Below are 21,110 nucleotides of genomic sequence, written 5' to 3'. Positions count from 1 at the left end.
CGATTGTATATTTATAATATTGGTGTAATGCGTAAATTTGAGGCATTAGCGGAAATATTACAAATACGATGAAAAAACAATTATCAATACTTATATTCTTGATTTTTCTTATAAGTTCAAAATTGTATTCACAATTGGATAAAAATGGAAATCCAATATTCAACAGTGAAAAAATAGAAAGTTTTAATTTCGAAAATGTTGAAATAATTTCAAGTTATTATACAATTAAAGATAATATTGACAATAAGCAATCATCAGTTTTTATCAATGAAAATCCAAGTTTAGATGATTATTGGAATTTTTCGACTAAATTACCAACTTACTACTTTATGATTGCTGACAAGGGAAATGTTAAAGGAATGTTGATGCTAATTCCTAAAAAAGAAGATGACTCATTTTTCTATAACATAATAATCCTGGGTAAAAATGAAAATTTTCAGGTTGCCTCAAAACTAAAAGGAAAAATAACAGAAAACAGAGCAAAAGAATTAGCAGGCATTAAAAAAACTAACGCAATTGTAAATGATGATGTCTTAAAATTCGGCAATAAAGATTTTCAAATTTTAAAATACCATGATGTGATTGAGGAAGTGAAAATTATTGCAAAGGAAAAAATTATTGACAATCATGATAATGAAAATTCCAATATCGAAGAATATATTAAAACCGAATCTAAAGGAGGAAAGTTAGACTTCAAAAATACTGTCGAAAAATATGATGGTGCTTTTATAAACTTTGAAGGAGTCTTATATAACAAAAAAGATTTTGCCATATTGATGTGGGGAGCTGCTGTTAAAAAAAACGGTATAAAAGAACTAAACAAAGCAAAATTACTCTGGCAAGAAATTAATGAAAGGGAATTAACAGAACCTGAATTAAAAGCATTACGAAAAGGTTTTGAAACAAACTTTTAAATCTTAAATCATAATATCTTGTTGTCAAAAATATCGGACTGAGAATGGAAAATTATTTGAAATTTCTGATATCATTACAGCCATTCTGAAAAACGCAAAATATAATCTTCTTCAAAAAATAATCCATAAAGATGAAAAAAGCCTTTGAATTCCTTAAACAGCTAGAAAAAAACAACAACCGAGAATGGTTTTCCCAGCATAAAGCAGAATATGATGCGGTGGTAAAAGAAAACAAAGCATTTTTCAATCAGGTGTATACCGAGCTTCAGGAACATGACAACTTAAAAGGAATCCATATTTTCAGAATTTACAGGGATGTCCGCTTTTCTAAGGACCAAACTCCATACAAAACTAATTTCGGGGTCGGATATTCCCGTTCAAAACCGATGCTGAGAGGAGGATACTATATTCAGATTGAACCCGGAAACAGCTTTGTAGGAGGCGGATTCTGGGGACCGGATGCCAAAGACCTGCTCCGCATCCGTAAAGAATTTGAAAGCAGTACCGCGGAAATTGAAAAGATCACTTCAGACGATACCTTCGTACAATATTTTAAAGAGATTAAAGGGGATGCCGTAAAAACCGCCCCGAGAGGTTTTGATAAGGATCATCCCGCCATAGACCTGATCAGAAAAAAACAATATGTAGTCATGAGAAAATTTACCGATAAGGAAGTCTTATCGGATGGCTTTCAGAAAGAGGCGGTTCTCACTTTATTAGCCATGCGTCCTTTTTTTGATTATATGAGCGAAGTGCTTACTACGGATTTAAATGGAGAATCTTTATTTTAAAATATAAAGAAACCCGTTTAAGAATTTTCTGCCGCGTATCAATACGCTTATTATTTTACTTAATTTTATACAACAAAGCATTAAAACAAAATATTACGATCATGAATCTAAAAACCCTAATCACCCACACTGTGCAATACAACAACTGGGTGGTGAATAAGTACCTCGACTGGCTTTCCACCAAGTCTGATGAACAGCTTAATCAGGAAGTCATTTCAAGTTTCCCGACTATTTTGGCCACATTACATCATATCTGGCAAACTCAGGAATACTGGTGGAGCCACATTGCAGAAAATAATGATTTTAATTTCACCGAAATTTCAGCTAAGACAACAAGGGATGAAATTTTCTCAGGAATAAAAAACAATTCGGAAAAGTTGATGCAATATGTGGGAAGCCTTTCTGAAGAGGACTTGGCAAAAAACGTAAAAATAGAATCACAATGGTTTCAATGTGATTTTTCCAAATATGAGTACATTCAGCATATCGTGATGCACGGAACATATCACCGGGGACAGATCGTAACCATGGGACGAAACGTCGGAATCACCGATGCTCCAATGACGGATTATAACTTCTGGAACATCTATAAAGATGTGGATGTGGCAGCCGGCTCTGTAAATACAATGTAAGCTTCTATTATACCGAAAACCGCTCTGGAAACAGAACGATTTTTTTATATTCGTATAAAATTTCACGAATGAAAAATCTTCTTCTTATTTTAATTCTCATTCACTCTGTTCTTTATTCACAAAATAAAGAGATTACAGGGATTTATAAGGAGGGAGTAATGGGAAACCTAAGCTCTTACAGAAATTACATTGAACTTAAATCTGATTCTACATTTATCTATACTAATTTAGGGAGAGAATATTATGGGAAATGGGAGCTTTCCCAAAACAAGGTTCTATTAAACCCAAAAATCAAAAAAGAGTTTGCTAAAGTAAGAATGAAGGAATCTTTTAAAATTGATTCTGATTCTATAACCATTACAATTAATTATATTCCTAAGTACAACTCCGGGACAAAAAGTACAACCTTTCAAATGGCTACCGTTTATTTTGATAAGAAAAACGATTATATCCATATTTCCAAAACTCCCTTATCCAGTTGTGCATGGGGTCCACCTGTAAGAAAACAAAAAATACTCAACAGCAATCATGCTGTAACCATTTCAAAAAAAGATTTTTCACAAATTGGCTTTATGACCCATAATTTGAACGATTATATTGTTTTTACAAAAAGTAATCCGAATTCGAATGTTTTTGAATTTGAAATAGAAGATATTCCATACGATGAAGATATCATCAAAGATGAGTTTTTTATTCTGGACGGAAAATCCTTATACTATCCAAGCAAAAAGGGTAAAAAAGATGTAATGAGAACTCCTTTGGTTAAAATGAAAAAAAACCAATTAAAATGAAAAAAGTAATCCTGGACCTCGCCGTAACCTTAGATGGATTTATAGAAGGACCCAATGGGGAAATCGACTGGTGCATCCTGGATGATGATATGGATTTTGACGGCTTTCTTTCAACTATTGACACTATTTTCTATGGAAGAGTAAGTTATGACATGTGGGGAAATTATCGTCCGGATGAAAATGCAGGTCCGGAAGAAAACAATCTCTGGAAAGTCATTCATGCAAAAAATAAATACGTGTTTTCCACCCAGAAAAGAGAAAATGAAAATGCGGTCTTTATTGATTCCGATATTGCTGAAACCGTTGCTGAGATAAAAAAGCAGGATGGAAAAGACATCTGGCTATATGGCGGAGCAAGCCTGATTAAAACATTTATTGATCTGAATCTTATTGATATCTACAGGATTTCCGTTCATCCGATTGCCTTAGGAAAAGGAAAACCTTTGTTTGAAGACCTGAAAGACCGATTGAATTTACAATTAATCAAAGCAAATGTTTTTAAATCCGGAGTAGTACAATTGATTTATGAACCTTTAAAATAAAACCATGCAAAATAAAAATTACGAAAGAGTTTACAATATGTCTTTTGCAGGCGTTTATCCGCATTATATTGAAAAGGCAGAAAAGAAAGGACGCACAAAAGAAGAAGTGCATGAAATCATATTCTGGTTGACGGGATATGATGAAAAAAGTTTCCGGGAACATCTGGATAATAAAACCAATTTCAGAACATTCTTTGAGCAGGCTCCCCAAATCAATCCTAATGTTTCATTGATCAAAGGCGTTATTTGCGGATATCGTGTGGAAGATATTGAAGAGGAATTGATGAGGAATATCCGTTATCTGGATAAATTAATTGATGAATTGGCCAAAGGAAAAGCAATGGAGAAAATATTAAGAAAATAACCAAACTCATAAAAAACGTTCTAAAAACAGAACGTTTTTTTTATTTCTCAAACTTTAAAATCCCTCTAGAACCTCTTCCCCATCTCAAAAAACTTTCCGAAATTAGCAGTCTGTGCGTTAAATCAAAATCAATGAAATAAAAAATTAATTAAAACAAACAGTAAAACTTAGGATAAGTTTTCTTCGGGGCAGGGTGAAATTCCCTACCGGCGGTTACAGTCCGCGACTCCTTTCGTTTGAAGGGACTGATTTGGTGGAATTCCAAAACCGACAGTTACAGTCTGGATGGGAGAAGAAAATGGAGCAATCGGTAAGACTATTTCGATGGACTTATCGTATTGTATTTCATTTCCATGTACCGAAGAGCTATTTAACTTTTAAAAGTAAATACAGCATGGAAACATTATTAGAAACATTCGGATCTACCTCCACAGAACGTGTAGAAAATGCACTTCTGAAACTACAACAAGGCAAAGGCATTATTTTAGTAGATGATGAAAACCGTGAAAACGAAGGCGACATCATCTTTCCGGCCTCCACCATCACAGAACAGGATATGGCACTTTTGATCCGCGAATGCAGCGGTATTGTCTGCTTATGCATTTCCGAAGAAAAAAGCCGATATCTTAATCTTCGTCCGATGGTAGAAAACAACACCAGCAAAAACCAGACAGCATTCACTATTTCCATTGAGGCTAAAGAAGGGGTTTCTTCAGGAGTTTCAGCGAAAGACCGTGTAACAACAATCAAAGCAGCAACCTCTCAAAGTGCTCAGGCAGAAGACATTGCAAGTCCCGGACATATTTTTCCTTTAATAGCCAGAAAAAATGGCGTTTTCGAAAGAAGAGGCCATACGGAAGGAAGTGTGGACCTGGTAAAACTGGCGCGTCTCGGGGAAGATGCCGTGCTTTGTGAACTGACTAATGAAGACGGTTCCATGGCAAGGCTTCCTGAGATTGTGGATTTTGCCGTAAAAAAGCAGATGAGCGTCGTTACGATTGAAGATATTTATTCTTACCGTAAAACAAAAATCAGCCAAAATTAAAAATAGCATTTAACGCACAGATTATTGCCGTTCATTTAGATTGAACGGCTTTTATTTTATAAGATTAATAATAAAATTCACTTATTATTAAAAAATACATCCCTAATTGTATGCAATATTCCTATCTTTAGCAAAAATAAACCTTATGAAAAAAACTATACTTCTTTTATGGGCTGGTTGTGGTCTTCTATCTGCGCAAACAACTATTACCAAAGCCTTTAATGATCCCGTTGTGGGTGACGCGGTAAACGGCTACACCGTGAACGGAACTGTAGATAATTCTGCAACAGGGAACGGAGTTACTTTTATGAATACTGGGTTAACGCAGGGAACGGCAAGCAACACCACCTATGCAGCTCCCACTGCTACGGAAATATCCACTTTTCCGGGATCCAATATTAAAATGGTAGCAACAGGGAACACCATTCTTTACAAATCATCTGCCACCAAGCTGGAAATAACCGGAGTAGTTACTCCTGATGCTACCTTAAACTTTTCTGCGGACAACGGTACATTTATTACATACCCTGCAGCTTTCGGGCATTCGGAAACGGATAATGCAAGAGGTACTTTCTCTTCTACAGCAGCTTCCGGGCTGTTTAAAGGAACCATTACTACGACTGCTGATGCGTACGGAACTTTGCTTATCGGATCAAAAACATATACCAATGTTATCAGGATAAAATCTGTACAGAATTTTAATCTGTACGCTTCTTTTGATGTGATCTATTCTAACCCGATAGGAACAATTATCAATACGGCTTACTCGTACTATGATGCCACTCATAAATTTGCTCTATTAAGCTCTACCAATGGAAACATTAATGTTCCTTTATTGAGCATCAATCAAACAACGAACGGGGCACAGGCTTTAGCTGAAGTTTACCTGGCTGCTATTGACACCGTAAAAAAGGAAAGCTTCAGAATTTATCCTAACCCGGCACAGGATTTTATAGAATTCAGAGGAAATACGGGAAAATACTCTACTGCCCATGTTTACACATTGGATGGAAGATTAATAAAAACAGCAGATATTACTTCCGGAAGAATACAAGTATCGGAATTACCACAAGCTAACTACTTTATTGAAATTTCAGGAAAAGAAGGAAAATCAGAAGCAATGAAGTTCATCAAGAAATAATTATGCTAGTAAACATATCAGATCCGATCATGATGATCGGATTTTTTATTGCAAAAAAAATAATTTATTATTAGAAAATTATCTCCAATTTCACATTATGTTTATATAGACTTGAATTATTTGCCCGTTTTTTGCTTTCATTTCCATAACGCACTTATCACTTATGTTTAATGAAAATACAGGGTCATGAAAAAAAGCCTTCTTATCATCCTTTCATTATTCTCTTTTGAAGCTGCCGCACAGGAATCAGGGACGGCTTCCCCGGAAAAAATGAATATCGTAAAAACCAATGTCACGGGATATGTATTCAGGAATATCAATTTATCTTATGAAAGAGCCATTAACCAATGGTTTTCAGTAAATGTCGGTTTCGGAACCATGACAGAGGGAAAAGTTCCTTTCATCAATGCGTTTTTAAGCGACGAAGATGAAAACCGGTTTCAGAATCTTAGAGTAAAAGCTACCAATTTTACAATTGAACCCCGTTTTTACATAGGACAGGGATACGGCAAGGGTTTCTATTTTGCTCCCTACTACCGGTATTCAAAAGTGACCTCCAACACGTTTGATTTTTATTATGACTACAATGCCACCAACGGAGTTACCTACCGGATTCCTCTTAAAGGAAACGGAAGTACCAACGGAAACAGTGGCGGACTCATGGTTGGTGTACAGTTTTTCTTAACCAAAAGCCAGAATCTTGTCTTAGACTTGTGGATTGCCGGAGCCCATTACGGAAGCGGAAAAGGAGATTTCAACTTAACCAGCGATGTTGTTCTTACCCCGGATATGCAGGCTCAACTGAAAGAAGAAATTGAAAATCTCGACATTCCTTTTGTAGATTATACGGTAGAAACCAATGCCAACGGAGCAAAAATAAAAGTGGACGGTCCATGGGCAGGATTCAGAAGCGGATTGTCGATTGGATATAGATTTTAGAAAAATTAAATTTAATAAAAATGCAGCCGTTCCAATCAGGAACGGTTTTTATATTCTTATAAAAACCTTTAATTTGCACAAACTAATGAACCAGCACAAATTTAGCGCTTCTACAAAATACGACTATTAGAAAAATGATGAATTCATCACAAATCACCACGGCCCAAAGAATCAAAGCAATTATAGGAGGTTCTATCGGAAATCTCGTTGAATGGTATGACTGGTATGCGTATGCAGCCTTTGCCATTTATTTTTCCCATTCCTTCTTTCCGGATTCGGATCTTACTGCACAGTTATTGAATACTGCAGGGATTTTTGCCGTCGGTTTTCTAATGAGACCCGTAGGTGGTTGGCTTTTCGGCAGCATTGCCGATAAAATCGGGAGAAAAAAAGCGATGACACTTTCCGTGTTACTGATGTCGTTTGGTTCTTTACTGATCGCTTTTACTCCAACCTATAAAACTATTGGTGTTCTGGCTCCCGCATTATTGCTGCTTGCAAGATTATTACAAGGTTTGAGTGTAGGTGGCGAATATGGTGTCTCCGCAACCTATCTGAGCGAAATGGCCACCGAAGACCGGAGAGGGTTTTATTCCAGTTTTCAGTATGTGACATTAATTGGCGGACAGCTTATTGCATTAGGTATTCAGCTAATCCTGCAAAAACTTTTGTTAACTGAGTCCCAGCTTGAAGAATGGGGATGGAGAATTCCTTTTATCATTGGAGCCATGCTTTCTGTCATCGCTTTATATTTGAGGTCAAGCCTTCATGAAACCGAAGCTTTTGAAAATAAAAAAGAAGTCAGTGAACAGAAAAAAGGTACCCTTAAAGAACTTTTAAAGCACCCAAAAGCTTTACTTACCGTTGTAGGATTAACGTTAGGAGGAACTTTAGCTTTTTATACCTATACGACTTATATGCAGAAATTTCTGGTAAACACGGTTCACCTTACCAAAGAGCAGTCTACCCTCATTTCATTTATTTCGCTTTTCATATTTGCATGCCTGCAGCCTGTATTCGGAGCATTATCAGACAAAATTGGAAGACGGCCACTGCTTTTAAGTTTTGGGATTTTAGGAACCCTGTTCACCTACCCTCTTCTGAGCGCATTAAGTGCTACCACTTCCATGTGGGGCGCATTTTTTCTGATCATGGCCGCTTTGATTATCGTCAGTGGTTATACTTCCATCAACGCTGTGGTAAAGGCAGAATTATTCCCTTCCGAAGTGAGAGCTCTTGGCGTGGGGCTTCCTTATGCCTTAACGGTAGCTATTTTCGGGGGAAGTGCAGAATATATCGCATTATGGCTCAAGCAAATGGAAATGGAACATTATTTCTACTGGTATATTACCGCATGTATTTTCTTTTCTCTAGTGGTATATTCCAGAATGAAGGATACTAAAGACAACTCTGAGCTGGATAAAGATTAAGATAAGCCATAGACTTAAAAAACCGCGGCTCAGAATTCTTCTGAGCCGCGGCTATTTTTTAACTGTAAACTTGTTTGAATTTTTCAATCAGATGATCCATCGTATGGCGTTGTACATATACACTTTTTACCTCATCATATCTTGGAGATCTGTAAAAAACCTCATGGAAATCCATACTTCCATTTCCCACTTTCACAATCTTCTGTACATCAATGTTCAGTTTCTTCAATTCGTCTTTCAGCATTTGAAATTCATCTTGGATATTGTTCATCTATAAATTGGGTTTAGTTAAAATATTAAATAACAAAAAGACAAACATCCCATAATTTTGACAGGGACAAAATCTAATTTTAAATAAAATTAAACAATTTCCACCAAATAATCAAGGGTTATCAATATTATTTATATCTTTTTGCGGAATTACCACCCAAATAAAACATTCAATAGAACAATTCATACATTTACTACAATATCAAAGCCTAACCCTATAATGAGTACTTCATTTTACAATATTCCCATTATTGGTACATTTCAAAAGAAAATATTTTATTTTTGAAACACTTACATCGTAATCATGAACGAGAACATAAAAAAAGACCACTGGGAAAAAGTCTATCAAACCAAAACTCCTAAAGAAGTAAGCTGGACCCAGGAAAAACCACAAACATCACTTAACCTCATCCACTCTTGCGGATTAGGAAAAGAAGCCAGCATAATTGATATCGGTGGAGGTGATAGCCATCTTGTCGATTTTCTGCTTGAGGAAGGCTATCAGAACATCACGGTACTCGATATTTCAGCCAAAGCTTTGGAAAGGGCACAACAACGTTTAGGAGTTCACGCAGGGAAAGTAACCTGGATTGAAGCAGATGTTACAGAATTCAACCCTAAAGAAACCTACGATATTTGGCATGACAGAGCGGCATTCCATTTTCTAACCCAACAGGAACAGGTTCAGAAATACCTGCAGATTACCAAAGACAATGTAACCGGATATATCATTCTGGGAACTTTTTCAACCAATGGACCTACAAAATGCAGCGGACTGGATATTCAGCAATATGATGAATCCTCACTCGACAGCCTGTTCCAAGACAGTTTTGAAAAATTAGACTGCTTTACAGAAGATCATACTACCCCGTTCAATACCATACAGAATTTTATATTCTGCCGTTTCAAAAAACTTTAATTTGTCCATTTTAAATATTTCACTTATTTTAGAATTTTAAAATCTAATCGCTTAAATATAAACCCTTTATGAAAAAACTACTCTTTTCTCTCTTCTTAGGATTGATAGTTTCACACGCCTACTCACAAAAAATTGAGGTTTTGGAATGCGGGACTGATGAATTGATGCGAAAGCATTACGAAAGATTTCCAGAGCAGAAAGCTCAGGATGACGCCTTCAATTTAAAATTATCAAAATTGATCAAAAGTGGAAAAATCGCCTCTCAGATCAACAAAAATCAGATTTATGAAATCCCAGTTGTAGTACATGTTGTGGGTGACGGGAGCCCTATCGGTTCCGTTAATAACAAGTCTGACGCTGATATTATTGCATGGATCAATTATACCAATGGTGTATTCGCGGGAAACTCTTCCAGTGGTATGTCTGCAACGAGTGCTGTTTTGCCTGTAAAATTCGTTTTTGCCAAAATAAGCCCGAGTTGCACAGCTACAAATGGTATCAATAGAATCAACGCTTCCCATCTTCCAAAATATGTAAGCGGCGGGGTGAACAGTGATAATACCACGAATGCTGTTGCCGCTTCTGAAATTACAGCATTAGGAATGTGGGATACCAGTAAATATTATAATATTTATGTGGTAAAAAAACTAGCTTCCAATTCAGGAACTTTAAATGGTTTTGCCTATTATCCCGGAGGAAGCCTGGATTATTCATTCATGTCTACAAGCGCTTCTGCCGTCAATGCTCAAACATTAGCTCATGAATTTGGGCACGCATTGGGACTAAGACATACCCATGAAGGCTTCAATGATAGCACCGGAGCCTGCCCTCCTAATGCAGACTGTACACTGGAAGGAGATTTGGTTTGTGATACCGAACCTATGAAAAGTCTTTATCATTCTTCCATTCCTTATACCTGCCAGACTGGGCAGATCAATCCCTGTACAACCCAGGTGTATGCAGGAGGAGAAAGAAATGTGATGTCTTATACGTTCTGTTTCAGGGATCTTTTCACACAGGGACAGACAACCAGAGCCATTGCTCAGCTTCTACAGTACAGACAATCCCTAATTAATTCTCCTACAGCCAGTACTACCCCTCCAAATAATACGGTGACTTTAGCTACAGCTTGTGCCCCTACATCAATTACCAATCCGGGAAATTACAATATTGGCGTTACTTCCGTTAAGTTTGGAAGCATTAATAATTATTCAACCAATTACAAGGTAGCCACCAATAATTTCTATGAAAACTTTACGGCCAATTATTGCTTAGGAACATCAAAAACTAACATCTCGGCCAATTCTGCCACTACGCTTACCGTTGCTCCGGGAACAAGCAATTCACATATCATTAAAGCTTATATTGATTATAATAATGACGGGCAGTTTAATGAAACTACCGAATTGGTTCTCAATCAAAGCAATGTAAGCAATACTTCTGTTGCCACAGCTTCTGTAACTCCACCAGCCGGTGCAGTTCTCAACACTCCTTTACGAATGAGGGTAATCGGTGACTATAATGGCACAGCCGTCACTTCTTGTTACACTCCAAAATACGGACAGGTGGAAGATTATTCGGTAACTATTACTGCAGGAGATGCATTAGCAACCAGAGAAATAAAGAAAAGCGAAACCAACATCATTAAAGTAGAACATACGGTTGTAGTGAAAAGTGATGACAAAATCTCTTCATTAAAGATATATGATGCATCAGGAAGAATTCTTTTCGACCAGTCTAATATTAAGGCTACCGAATTCTCAACTCCTCTGAATGTAAAAAATATAGTAGTTATTGCAAGTGCCACTTTAGAAAACGGCAAAGTGATTACCAAGAAGCTGAAATTCTAACCGGTCATTTTATAAAATTAAAAGAGAGCTTTTCAGCTCTCTTTTTTATTTATTTGCTATAATGCATCTGGTTTATGAGTTACGGTTTTCTTCCTCCAACTCTACTTCATGCCTTAATTGGGCTTTGTAAAGCGTCGCATAATATCCGTTTTTATCCAAAAGCTCCAAATGTTTTCCTTCTTCTACAATTTTACCATGGTCCATCACAATGATCTTATCCGCTTTTTCAATCGTGGAAAGTCTGTGGGCAATGATAATGGATGTTCTGTTTTTGGTAATCTTCTCTGTAGCTCTTTGAATCAGCTTTTCACTTTCATGATCTATTGAAGAGGTAGCCTCATCCAGAATTAATATTTTCGGATCAGATAAATAAGCTCTCAGGAAAGACAGCAATTGTCTTTGTCCAAGAGAAATGGATGAACCTCTTTCACTTACCACATAATCATATCCCCCCGGAAGCTGTTCGATAAATTCGTCTACTTCTATTTCCCTGGCTCCGGCTTTTATTTTATCTAAAGTAATGGTTTCATCCCCGAAAGCAAGATTTTCATAAATACTTCCATGAAACAGGAACACATCCTGTAATACCACTCCAACGTGACTTCTTAAGTTATACAGCTCATAATCTTTCAGATCAATATCATCGATAAGAATTTTCCCCGAGTTAATGTCATATAATCTTGTAATAAGACTGATGATCGTAGATTTTCCGGCCCCGGTTGCCCCCACAATGGCTACCGTTTCACCAGGATTGACTTTAAAATCGATTCCTTTTAAGACCTCCTGTTTTTCATCATACGCAAAATGTACATCCCTGAACTCAATCTTTCCATCGAAGTGATCTTTTGCCACCTTTCCTGTATTAGGTATTGCATTTTCCTCGTCCATTAAGCCTAATACTCTCTCTGCTCCCACAATACCTCTCTGAATATTATTAAATCGGTCTGCAATCTGCCTCAAAGGACGGATCAGCATTGAAATATATTGGATAAAAGCAATCACAACACCCGCTTTTATAGTGGTATATCCTCCATAAAGCAATATAAATCCTATAAAAAGGGAAGAAATAAGCTCTACAACAGGGAAGAATAATGAGAAAATGAATACTGTTCTCAATAAAGCATCCTTTAATGTGATATTGATATCATCAAATTTTTCAAATTCCGCTTTCTGCCTGTTGAAAACCTGAATAATCGGCATTCCTGCCAATCTTTCCTGCACAAAAGAGTTCTGATTGGCCGTCCAGTTCCTTTCATCTCCGAATGCTTTTTTTAGCTTCTTCTGGAACACCCTGGTAATTACAACCATCAATGGCAAAATAGCCAGTGTAATATAACTCAGATGCACATTCGTCATGAACATCATCACCAATACAAATATAATCCTGAGAATATCCCCGAAAACCATCAGGAATCCATCGGTATAAACTGTGGCAATGGTTTCCACATCCCCTACAGCACGGGTTACAAGCTGCCCGATCGGTGTTTTATCAAAAAAAGAAGTTTTGAAATAAATCAGTTTGGCATACAGTCTTTCCCTGATATCACGGATTACATTCTGGGAGATAAAATTGGAAAAATACACCAGAAAGAAGTTCAGGACAGTTTCCGCAAAAACCAGGCCTACGAGGATATAGACATGCTTCATCATTAAGGCCTTGTCCTTTAATCCTGTAATATCATTATCCACCACCTGCATGGTAAGATAAGGCCTGTATGTGGAAACTACCGATAATATGATGGAAATGATCAGGGTAAGGATGAACCAGGAACGGAACTTCATTCCGATAAAGAACAACCTTCTGATAATTGCCCAGGTATCTTGTTTTTTCATTGTACGAATTGATGAATAGAACTAAAAATTCTTTTGCAAAAATAAGATTTTAAAAATTCATTAGGTTGCTACCTCATCAAAATAGTCATAGAAAATTTCAGATATCAGTTATTTATAATATGAATCTTATGCAAGCCCTCTCAACCAGTTGAGAATATATTCCGCTACCTCTTCCCAACCCTTTTCTCCACAGATAAAATGGCTTCTCCCCTCAAATTCTTTAAAATCCACTATACTGTTTGCATCTTGATACGCATTGGCTATTTTTCTTGAAAATGCTGCCGGAAATATCTGATCTTTTGAACCGGCAATAAAAAGCAAGGGTTGATGAGACTTCTTCATATCCAGTTGAGCAGAAGATTTGAACAAAGGATCCCTTGCCAGCTTTCTGCTTTCAGGAGCCGCTACCATTTCATACAGCCTGTCACTTTCTTCCTTGGAATAATTATTGAAAAAGGCTTTGTGGTACCATTCTTTAGTGCCCAGATAAGGATTGTTTCCTTTGAAAATGTTCACCACAGGCCAAACAATTTTAACGGTGGAAAAAGGAGCCATCATATTTTTAGGTGGAGCACCGTCGATACTCACTCCGGCAACGGCCTTATCCATGTCAATCAGTTTCTGAACCATCAATCCTCCAAATGAATGCCCTACTATAATGGGCTTCTCGGGAAGCGCATCAATAAATCTCACCAAATGATCCACCACATCATCGAAACCTACATCTTTTAATACGGATGGAATATTGGCTTTCAGACTTACGGGATCTCCATCATGTCCGGGATTGGATGGGGTATGAACAGTATATCCCTGAGCTTCAAAATAAGTTTTCCATTCTCTCCAGCTTGTATTATTCACAAATAATCCATGAATCAGTACGATAGTTTTTGTTTTCATAATATTTATTGTTTTAAATTATGAGACAAAGTTGCGGAGATAAAATGACGTTAATTTTAACTTCGGTTAAAATCGTACTACTTCCCTGAAATTCTTTTTCTTATCCTGCTTAAAGACGGTCCCTGGATTCCCAGATAGGAAGAAATATGATATAAAGGAACATTATTGAAAATATCCGGATGCTGTTTAATCAGGTCCAGATACCTTTCTTCCGGTGACTTAAGCAAAAAGCCCTCTATCCTTGTCATAGTCACATTGAAAGCCTCCTGAGCCAATAATCTCCCGAATTTCTCCCAGTGATGCGATTGCTGATATAATGAAAGTAAATCCGTATACCGAATGTAAATAATAGAAGAATCCGTTAAAGCCTGAGTATGATAATCACACGGAATCTGGTTGATGAAACTTTTGAAAGACACTACAAAACCATTAGCAGAATACAAAAAAACATTTTTCTCTTCCCCGGTTTTCTCATCTATTGTATAAGAACGAAAAACACCGTCTACAATAAATCCGAAATAGGTACAAACCGTTCCGCGAAGATTATAGAAATCTCCTTTTTTATATGCCTTCGGTAGCCAAAAATCTTCCGACAGCTTAAACTCCTCCTCCGAAAGACCGGCAAACTGCTGTAAAGCAAAAGACAATTTCTCGATTTCGGTCATGACAATACATTTTAAAATTCCTGTTTTCTTCCGATTTCTTCTATTTCCAGAGCTGGTTTTTTAAGATTCTCTTTCGTGAACTTTTTTTCCAGCAATTTATAAATTCCGTATACTGCTCCAATAGCAAATAGCCAGCTTATAATATTGATCAGGGAAAAGCCTGTGTAATTGTTGTTATTCAGATATTCAGGTTCTGTAAGAGCCCTATATATTCCGTAGCAAAAAAGAAATGCTACCTGAAAGCCTAAATAAATAGCAATGGCTAAGATGCCGAGCTGCCATTTGGGTTTCCCATATCTTTCAGCCAGGCCTGCATAATATTTGTAGGCACCGATCATGATAAAAATTGACATCATAAAGTATTAGTTTTTTATTTTATTCAAAATCATATCCCACATCCACCAGGAACAAGCCTTGTGCAGGTGCGGAAGTTCCCGCAGAATTACGGTTTTTATTTTCAATGACTTTTCGTAAATCTTCAGGCTTCATTTTGCCGGCACCGATTTCCACCATCGTTCCTACAATTGCCCTCACCATATTACGTAAAAAACGATTCGCCGACACGGTAAATTTCAATTCATTTCCGTTCTGTTCCCATTCCGCTTTGTAGATTTTGCAAATATTGGTCTTATTATCTGTCTTCAGCTTAGCAAAACTTGTAAAATCCTCATATTCAAATAAGATTTTACAGGCTTCATTCATAGGATGAATGTCTAACGGCCTTTTCCAGTGTTGCCATGCAAAATCTTGTGTAAAAGGATTTTTTTCCAAGGAAATGTAATATTCATATGTCCTGTATGTCGCATCAAACCGGGCATGAAAATCATCTTTCACCTGAAAAATCCTTGTAATAGAAATATCCGGAGGCAGGAAGCTGTTCAGCCTGTGGGCCAACTGGTCATTCAACACCTGTTGCGTATCAAAATGGGCAAAAATTTTTCTGGCATGAACTCCCGTGTCTGTTCTTCCCGCTCCCGTTGTTGTAATCTTTTCCCTTAAAATTGTGGAAAGCCCTCTTTCCAGCTCTTCCTGCACGGAAATTGCATCCGGCTGAATCTGATAGCCGAAATAATTTTTACCGTTGTAAGAAAACTCAATAAAGTACCTCAATGCAATAAAATAACTCTACAAAAATACTTTAATTTAATGACAATTCATTTTATGACCCTCAAAAATAAATGTTGAAAAGTCATTGTTAATATTAGTTAAAATCCTTATTAAAATTCCTATTTTTGCAAACGTATGAAAAGATGGTACCTTTTTCCTTTTTCCCTCGGTTATCATTTGGTAACGGGTATCCGAAACACAATGTATGATCTGGGGATTTTAAAATCTACAAAGTTCAAGACACCGATAATTAACGTCGGTAATTTATCTGTTGGCGGAAGTGGAAAATCGCCGATGGTGATGTATTTGGCCCAATACCTTTCAAAGCATTACAGAACCGGGGTTCTTTCTCGCGGCTATGGAAGGCTAACAAAAGGGTATGACATCACTAATTATGACAGCAACTATAAAACAGTGGGTGATGAAGCCATGCAGTTATTTGAACGTTTTAAAAACCGTTTCGTGATCGCAGTTTCAGAAGAAAGAGTTCCCGGAGCAAAGAAAGTGATTGCCGACATGGACCTTGATGTTCTTGTACTGGATGATGCCCTGCAGCACAGAGCCATAAAAGCAGGTTTCAATATTCTGATGACGGATTTTAATGATCCTTACTTTAAAGATCATCTTCTTCCTGCCGGAGATTTAAGAGAATCAAGAGCCGGGTCTAGAAGAGCCGATATCATCATGGTCAGCAAATGTCCTGATGAATTAACTGAAGAAACCAAGCAATATTATATTTCCAGAATCAGGCCTTCCTACAAGCAGAAAGTGTTTTTTTCATCAATCGGTTATGACGAAAATGTTTACGGAAGAGAAAAAATGCTTCCTGATAATAATCTGAATTATTATGATATTCTGCTCATCACAGGAATTGCCAATCCTAAACCATTATTGGAGCATCTGGCTAAATTTTCCCAAAGAGTTAAGCATTTAAAGTTCCGCGACCATCATAATTTCACTGATGATGATATTAAGAAAATCGTTGCCGAATATAAAAAATTAGGAGAGTATAAATTGATTCTGACTACAGAAAAGGATTATGTTCGTTTGAAAACCTTTGATTATCTCAGAGATCTTGTTTATTACTGGCCAATCAATGTCATTATTGATAAGAAGGAAGAGTTTAACCAGATCATCCTGGATTACGTCAGAAAAAACTAGAAAACAGTAGGACCTTAAAAAAATCGCATAAACCGGCATCAGCTTGATGCCGGTTATTTTTTTCATCATAGAATTTCTCAATTCTTAAATTTTTACTAATTCATACAAAATCAAGCCATAATTACGTTTCATTGTTTAGATTTGCAAAAATGAAATTGAAATGAAAAAGCTATTGTTACTATTAATGATGGGTATTTTTGGACTGGGTTGTTCGCAGGAGACTCCAAAAGTTCTTAAAACCAATTTTTCTAAAGAAGCTTTAAACCAAAAACTGGAAAATGAAGAGGGGCAAAGCGTTACCATACAGCAAATTCTTGATCAACATAAAGGAAAGGTCCTGGTAATTGATTTCTGGGCCGGATGGTGTAGAGACTGTTTAAAAGCACTTCCAAAAGCCGAGGAGCTTGAAAAAAACAATCCGGATATAGATTTTGTGTTCCTTTCCCTGGAAAGATCAAAGGAAGGTTTCGATAAGAGCCTTGAAAGATTCCATATGAAAGAAAAGAATAATTATTGGTTTGCATCCGGCTGGAAGAATGATTTTAATAATTATGTAGATCTTAATTGGATTCCGAGATATATGGTAATCGATCAGAAATCCGCTATAGCCAAATATTATGCTATTTCGCCGGAAGATCCGGAAATTCAATCAACTATCGACAACCTGCTAAAAAATGCCAGATAATGATTATAAGAGAGGCTACAAAAGCAGACCTTACAACACTCCTGAAGTTTGAGCAAGGTATCGTGGATGCGGAAAGACCTTTTGACAGCACATTGATTGAAGGAGAAATCCACTATTATAATCTGGATTATTTAATTGATTCTCCTGATGCCACATTGCAGGTAGCTGAAGAAAACAATGAGGTCGTTGCCTCAGGATATGCTTTGATAAAGGAATCCGGAAAGCCTTATTATAATTTTAAGAAATATGCCTATCTCGGCTTTATGTTTGTAAAGCCTGAACACAGAGGAAAAGGCGTCAATCAATTAATTCTTGATCAACTTCTCGGGTGGACAAAGGAAAAAGGAATTTCCGAAGTCAGGCTGGATGTATATGATCAGAATGAGCCCGCGGTAAGGGCATATGAAAAAGCAGGCTTTGAGCCACTCCTTCTCACTATGCGGCTGAAAGTATGATATTTGAATCATCAGAAATACAAGAATCCATATCTTTGTGATATGGATTTTCCTTTTCCCATCCGCAAAATTATTCATGTAGATATGGATGCATTTTATGCTTCCGTGGAACAGCATGATAATCCGGCTCTAAGAGGAAAAGCAATTGCTGTCGGTGGCGGGCACAGAGGTGTGGTTTCCGCGGCGAGCTACGAAGCCAGAAAATTCGGAGTCCGGTCTGCAATGCCTAGTAAAACAGCCAAAGAAAAATGTCCGCATCTTATTTTTGTTCCACCCCGTTTTGCCCGGTACAAAGAGATTTCAAGAAAGATCCGTGAAATCTTCCATGAATATACCGACCTGGTAGAACCTCTCTCTTTAGATGAAGCTTACCTGGATGTTACGGAAAATAAAAAAAATATAGAGTCGGCTAACCAGATAGCAAGGGAAATCCGCCAGAAAATATTTGAGCAAACCGGATTAACTGCTTCTGCAGGGATTTCCGTAAATAAATTTTTGGCCAAAGTAGCTTCCGACATCAATAAACCTAACGGCCAAAAAACCATTCATCCCGATAGAATTGAAGATTTTCTGGAAGAGCTTCCCGTTGAAAAGTTTTACGGGGTAGGAAAAGTTACTGCCAATAAAATGTTTACACTGGGCATTTTCAAAGGAAGTGACCTCAAAAAGAAATCTCTGGACGAACTTGTAAAGCTGTTCGGGAAATCAGGGGCATATTATTATAATGTAGTAAGAGGAATCCATACTTCGGAAGTAAAACCTCATCGCATTCAAAAAAGTGTTGCTGTTGAACGCACATTTTTTGAAGATCTCCTTGATGAACAACAGATTGATGAAAAATTAAACAGTCTAAGTGCTGAACTTCATCAAAGACTGCAAAAAAATAATATTCTCGGAAGATCTTTAACGCTGAAGATCAAATACAAAGATTTTTCACTTTTTACAAGAAGCATCACCAAAGAGAAATATTTCAGCTCAGAAGAAGAATATTTCAAAACTTCAAAAGAACTTTGGAAACTTCGTCCTTTTGATAAGCCGGTACGTTTGTTAGGATTATCACTTTCTCATCTCAATACGGAAGAAAAAAAGCAGGTTTCCGTTCAACTAAAAATCCCGTTTAAAGAGTTTGAAAGTTATTAATTGGTATTTTTTCACTACATTGTAAGAACCAAATCTTACTTTATATGAACCAGACCATGATTCAATTTTTCCACTGGTACTCGGAAGGTGGTGGAAAACTGTGGAAAGAAGCTGAAAAGGAAGCCAATCATTTAGCCAATCTGGGAATTACATCAGTATGGTTTCCTCCTGCCTATAAAGGGGCAAACGGTGGCTATTCAACGGGTTATGATTCATATGACCTGTACGATTTAGGAGAATTTGACCAAAAAGGAACCATTCCTACAAAATACGGGACGAAACAGGATTATTTAAATGCTATAAAGGCGCTTAAGGAAAATAATATCCAGGTTATTGTGGATATTGTTCTCGGACATAAAGGCGGTGGTGATGAGCTTGAGACCTTCAAGGCGGCAAAAGTGGATGAAAACAACCGGAATAAAATTATTTCAGAATTTTTCGATATTCAGTCTTATACCAAGTTTACTTTTCCGGGAAGGGGTAAAAAGTATTCGGATTTTGAATGGAATTTCACCTGTTTCAGTGGTGTGGATTATGCAGAAGGATTAGATTCCCATATCTTCAAAACCCAGTCTGAATATGGAAACAACTGGGAAGAAATGATAGATGATGAAAAAGGAAATTATGATTACCTGATGTACAATGATATTGAACATCGCAATCCGCATGTACGGGAAGAACTTAATAAATGGGCAAAGTGGTATTTTGATCAGACAGATTTTGACGGAGTAAGACTGGATGCCTTAAAACATATCTCTTTTGATTTTTATAAGGAGTGGTTAACGTTGTTGCGCTCCAATTCAGGAAAAGATATTTTTGCGGTGGGTGAATACTGGGCCCCGGGATATTTACATCTTCTCCAAAAATATATTGACGTGACTGAAGGTTGTATGAGTCTTTTTGACAGCTCATTCCAGAATAATTTCCACAATGCCTCCAAAGAAGGAGCTTCCTATGATTTAAGACGGATTTTTGATGAAACACTCACACAGGCCGATCCTCTACATTCTGTAAGTCTGGTTGACAATCATGATACTCAGCCTTTACAGGATCTGGAAGCTCCGGTTGAAAGCTGGTTCAAACCAATTGCCTATGCTCTGATCCTATTAAGGGAAAACGGCTATCCATGTGTTTTTTATCCCGACCTTTATGGAGCTCATTATGTTGATAAAGACAAGGCGGGGAATGATCAGGAAATTTTCTTACCTAAAGTAGATGGCATCGAAGAGCTTTTAAAGGCAAGGAAAGAGCACGCTTATGGAGCCCAAAGAGATTATTTTGAAGATGCCAATTGCCTAGGCTGGATTCGTGAAGGTAATGAAAAGCATGGAGGTTGTGCTGTTGTTCTGAGCAATAAGGACCATTATAATAAACCTATGGAAATAGGTAAACAATATGCCGGAAAAAAATTTTATGATCTGCTTAAAAGGTCTGAGGAAAAGGTAATTATTGATAAAAACGGCTGGGGCGATTTCCCTGTTCCGGCAGGAAATGTAAGCGTTTGGGTGCCGGAATAATCTCAACCACAAAAGCTTCTAA

General features: G+C 37.1%; 23 protein-coding genes and 1 riboswitch. Of the genes, 17 read left to right on the top strand and 6 right to left on the bottom strand.

All coding sequences use genetic code 11. The annotated features are described in order from the left end of the window. The first annotated feature begins 68 nt into the window (after positions 1–68). From BCF58_RS01050 to BCF58_RS01005, 10 genes are all read left to right on the top strand, one after another. Positions 69–914 carry a hypothetical protein gene (locus tag BCF58_RS01050; protein ID WP_121459949.1) on the top strand — a complete coding sequence of 282 codons (846 nt, stop codon included), beginning with the start codon at positions 69–71 and terminating at the stop codon, positions 912–914. A gap of 131 nt (positions 915–1,045) precedes the next feature. Then, positions 1,046–1,705, top strand: a complete 660-nt coding sequence (locus tag BCF58_RS01045; RefSeq protein ID WP_121459948.1) for a DUF2461 domain-containing protein — start codon at positions 1,046–1,048, stop codon at positions 1,703–1,705. Between the two features lie 101 nt (positions 1,706–1,806). After that, the gene (locus tag BCF58_RS01040; RefSeq protein ID WP_121459947.1) at positions 1,807–2,337 is read left to right on the top strand and encodes a DinB family protein; all 531 of its coding nucleotides are present in this window, start codon (positions 1,807–1,809) and stop codon (positions 2,335–2,337) included. A 68-nt stretch (positions 2,338–2,405) separates the two neighbouring features. Further along, positions 2,406–3,128, top strand: a complete 723-nt coding sequence (locus BCF58_RS01035) for a hypothetical protein (RefSeq protein ID WP_121459946.1) — start codon at positions 2,406–2,408, stop codon at positions 3,126–3,128. After that, positions 3,125–3,670, top strand: a complete 546-nt coding sequence (locus tag BCF58_RS01030; RefSeq protein ID WP_121459945.1) for a dihydrofolate reductase family protein — start codon at positions 3,125–3,127, stop codon at positions 3,668–3,670. The genes BCF58_RS01035 and BCF58_RS01030 overlap by 4 nt, the downstream gene beginning before the upstream one ends. Before the next feature lie 4 nt (positions 3,671–3,674). Next, on the top strand, positions 3,675–4,034 hold the full coding sequence (locus BCF58_RS01025) for a DUF2200 domain-containing protein (RefSeq protein ID WP_121459944.1): 360 nt from the start codon (positions 3,675–3,677) through the stop codon (positions 4,032–4,034). A 175-nt stretch (positions 4,035–4,209) separates the two neighbouring features. Further along, a riboswitch (FMN riboswitch) is annotated at positions 4,210–4,335 on the top strand. Positions 4,336–4,428: 93 nt separating this feature from the next. Continuing rightward, on the top strand, positions 4,429–5,079 hold the full coding sequence (ribB, locus tag BCF58_RS01020) for a 3,4-dihydroxy-2-butanone-4-phosphate synthase (RefSeq protein WP_121459943.1): 651 nt from the start codon (positions 4,429–4,431) through the stop codon (positions 5,077–5,079). 145 nt (positions 5,080–5,224) lie between these two features. Next, entirely contained in the window at positions 5,225–6,220 is a 996-nt protein-coding gene (locus tag BCF58_RS01015; RefSeq protein WP_121459942.1) for a T9SS type A sorting domain-containing protein, read from the top strand. A gap of 186 nt (positions 6,221–6,406) precedes the next feature. After that, positions 6,407–7,159 (top strand): DUF3575 domain-containing protein, encoded by a 753-nt coding sequence (locus BCF58_RS01010; protein WP_121459941.1) that lies wholly within the window; start codon positions 6,407–6,409, stop codon positions 7,157–7,159. Positions 7,160–7,293: 134 nt separating this feature from the next. Further along, positions 7,294–8,589: an MFS transporter gene (locus tag BCF58_RS01005; RefSeq protein ID WP_262696981.1), complete on the top strand. Its 1,296-nt coding sequence runs from the start codon at positions 7,294–7,296 to the stop codon at positions 8,587–8,589. A gap of 58 nt (positions 8,590–8,647) precedes the next feature. Here the strand turns inward: BCF58_RS01005 and BCF58_RS01000 are convergent, their stop codons facing one another. Continuing rightward, positions 8,648–8,860 carry a hypothetical protein gene (locus BCF58_RS01000; RefSeq protein ID WP_121459940.1) on the bottom strand — a complete coding sequence of 71 codons (213 nt, stop codon included), beginning with the start codon at positions 8,858–8,860 and terminating at the stop codon, positions 8,648–8,650. A gap of 303 nt (positions 8,861–9,163) precedes the next feature. Here BCF58_RS01000 and BCF58_RS00995 point away from each other — a divergent pair, with 303 nt between their 5' ends. Both BCF58_RS00995 and BCF58_RS00990 read left to right on the top strand, forming a co-directional pair. Beyond that, the gene (locus BCF58_RS00995) at positions 9,164–9,778 is read left to right on the top strand and encodes a class I SAM-dependent methyltransferase (protein ID WP_121459939.1); all 615 of its coding nucleotides are present in this window, start codon (positions 9,164–9,166) and stop codon (positions 9,776–9,778) included. A 68-nt stretch (positions 9,779–9,846) separates the two neighbouring features. Then, entirely contained in the window at positions 9,847–11,628 is a 1,782-nt protein-coding gene (locus tag BCF58_RS00990; protein WP_121459938.1) for a M43 family zinc metalloprotease, read from the top strand. A 72-nt stretch (positions 11,629–11,700) separates the two neighbouring features. Here BCF58_RS00990 and BCF58_RS00985 read toward each other — a convergent pair whose 3' ends face one another. From BCF58_RS00985 to truA, 5 genes are all read right to left on the bottom strand, one after another. Further along, positions 11,701–13,461: an ABC transporter ATP-binding protein gene (locus BCF58_RS00985; protein WP_121459937.1), complete on the bottom strand. Its 1,761-nt coding sequence runs from the start codon at positions 13,459–13,461 to the stop codon at positions 11,701–11,703. A gap of 126 nt (positions 13,462–13,587) precedes the next feature. After that, positions 13,588–14,358: an alpha/beta hydrolase gene (locus tag BCF58_RS00980; RefSeq protein ID WP_121459936.1), complete on the bottom strand. Its 771-nt coding sequence runs from the start codon at positions 14,356–14,358 to the stop codon at positions 13,588–13,590. 77 nt (positions 14,359–14,435) lie between these two features. Continuing rightward, complete coding sequence (locus BCF58_RS00975) at positions 14,436–15,023, bottom strand: Crp/Fnr family transcriptional regulator (RefSeq protein WP_121459935.1); 588 nt, start codon at positions 15,021–15,023, stop codon at positions 14,436–14,438. A gap of 11 nt (positions 15,024–15,034) precedes the next feature. Further along, entirely contained in the window at positions 15,035–15,379 is a 345-nt protein-coding gene (locus tag BCF58_RS00970; protein WP_121459934.1) for a hypothetical protein, read from the bottom strand. A 19-nt stretch (positions 15,380–15,398) separates the two neighbouring features. Next, positions 15,399–16,133, bottom strand: coding sequence for a tRNA pseudouridine(38-40) synthase TruA (gene truA, locus BCF58_RS00965; protein ID WP_121459933.1), 735 nt, complete (start codon positions 16,131–16,133; stop codon positions 15,399–15,401). A 132-nt stretch (positions 16,134–16,265) separates the two neighbouring features. On the opposite strand from truA, the gene lpxK reads away from it, so the two are divergent. The 5 genes from lpxK (at position 16,266) to BCF58_RS00940 (ending at position 21,088) form a co-directional block, all read left to right on the top strand. After that, positions 16,266–17,291 carry a tetraacyldisaccharide 4'-kinase gene (gene lpxK, locus BCF58_RS00960; RefSeq protein WP_121459932.1) on the top strand — a complete coding sequence of 342 codons (1,026 nt, stop codon included), beginning with the start codon at positions 16,266–16,268 and terminating at the stop codon, positions 17,289–17,291. Positions 17,292–17,451: 160 nt separating this feature from the next. Beyond that, complete coding sequence (locus BCF58_RS00955; protein ID WP_121459931.1) at positions 17,452–17,976, top strand: TlpA family protein disulfide reductase; 525 nt, start codon at positions 17,452–17,454, stop codon at positions 17,974–17,976. Continuing rightward, a complete protein-coding gene (locus BCF58_RS00950; protein WP_185144815.1) occupies positions 17,976–18,431 on the top strand; it encodes a GNAT family N-acetyltransferase in 456 nt (151 codons plus the stop codon). The genes BCF58_RS00955 and BCF58_RS00950 overlap by 1 nt, the downstream gene beginning before the upstream one ends. Positions 18,432–18,473: 42 nt before the next feature. After that, positions 18,474–19,571, top strand: coding sequence for a DNA polymerase IV (gene dinB, locus BCF58_RS00945; RefSeq protein ID WP_121459930.1), 1,098 nt, complete (start codon positions 18,474–18,476; stop codon positions 19,569–19,571). 44 nt (positions 19,572–19,615) lie between these two features. Continuing rightward, entirely contained in the window at positions 19,616–21,088 is a 1,473-nt protein-coding gene (locus BCF58_RS00940; protein ID WP_121459929.1) for an alpha-amylase, read from the top strand. The last annotated feature ends 22 nt before the right edge of the window (positions 21,089–21,110 follow it).

Source organism: Chryseobacterium defluvii (assembly GCF_003634775.1).
GTDB lineage: Bacteria > Bacteroidota > Bacteroidia > Flavobacteriales > Weeksellaceae > Chryseobacterium > Chryseobacterium defluvii.
Note: the sequence above shows the minus strand (reverse complement) of the source record. Positions and strands in the feature narration are given on the sequence as shown.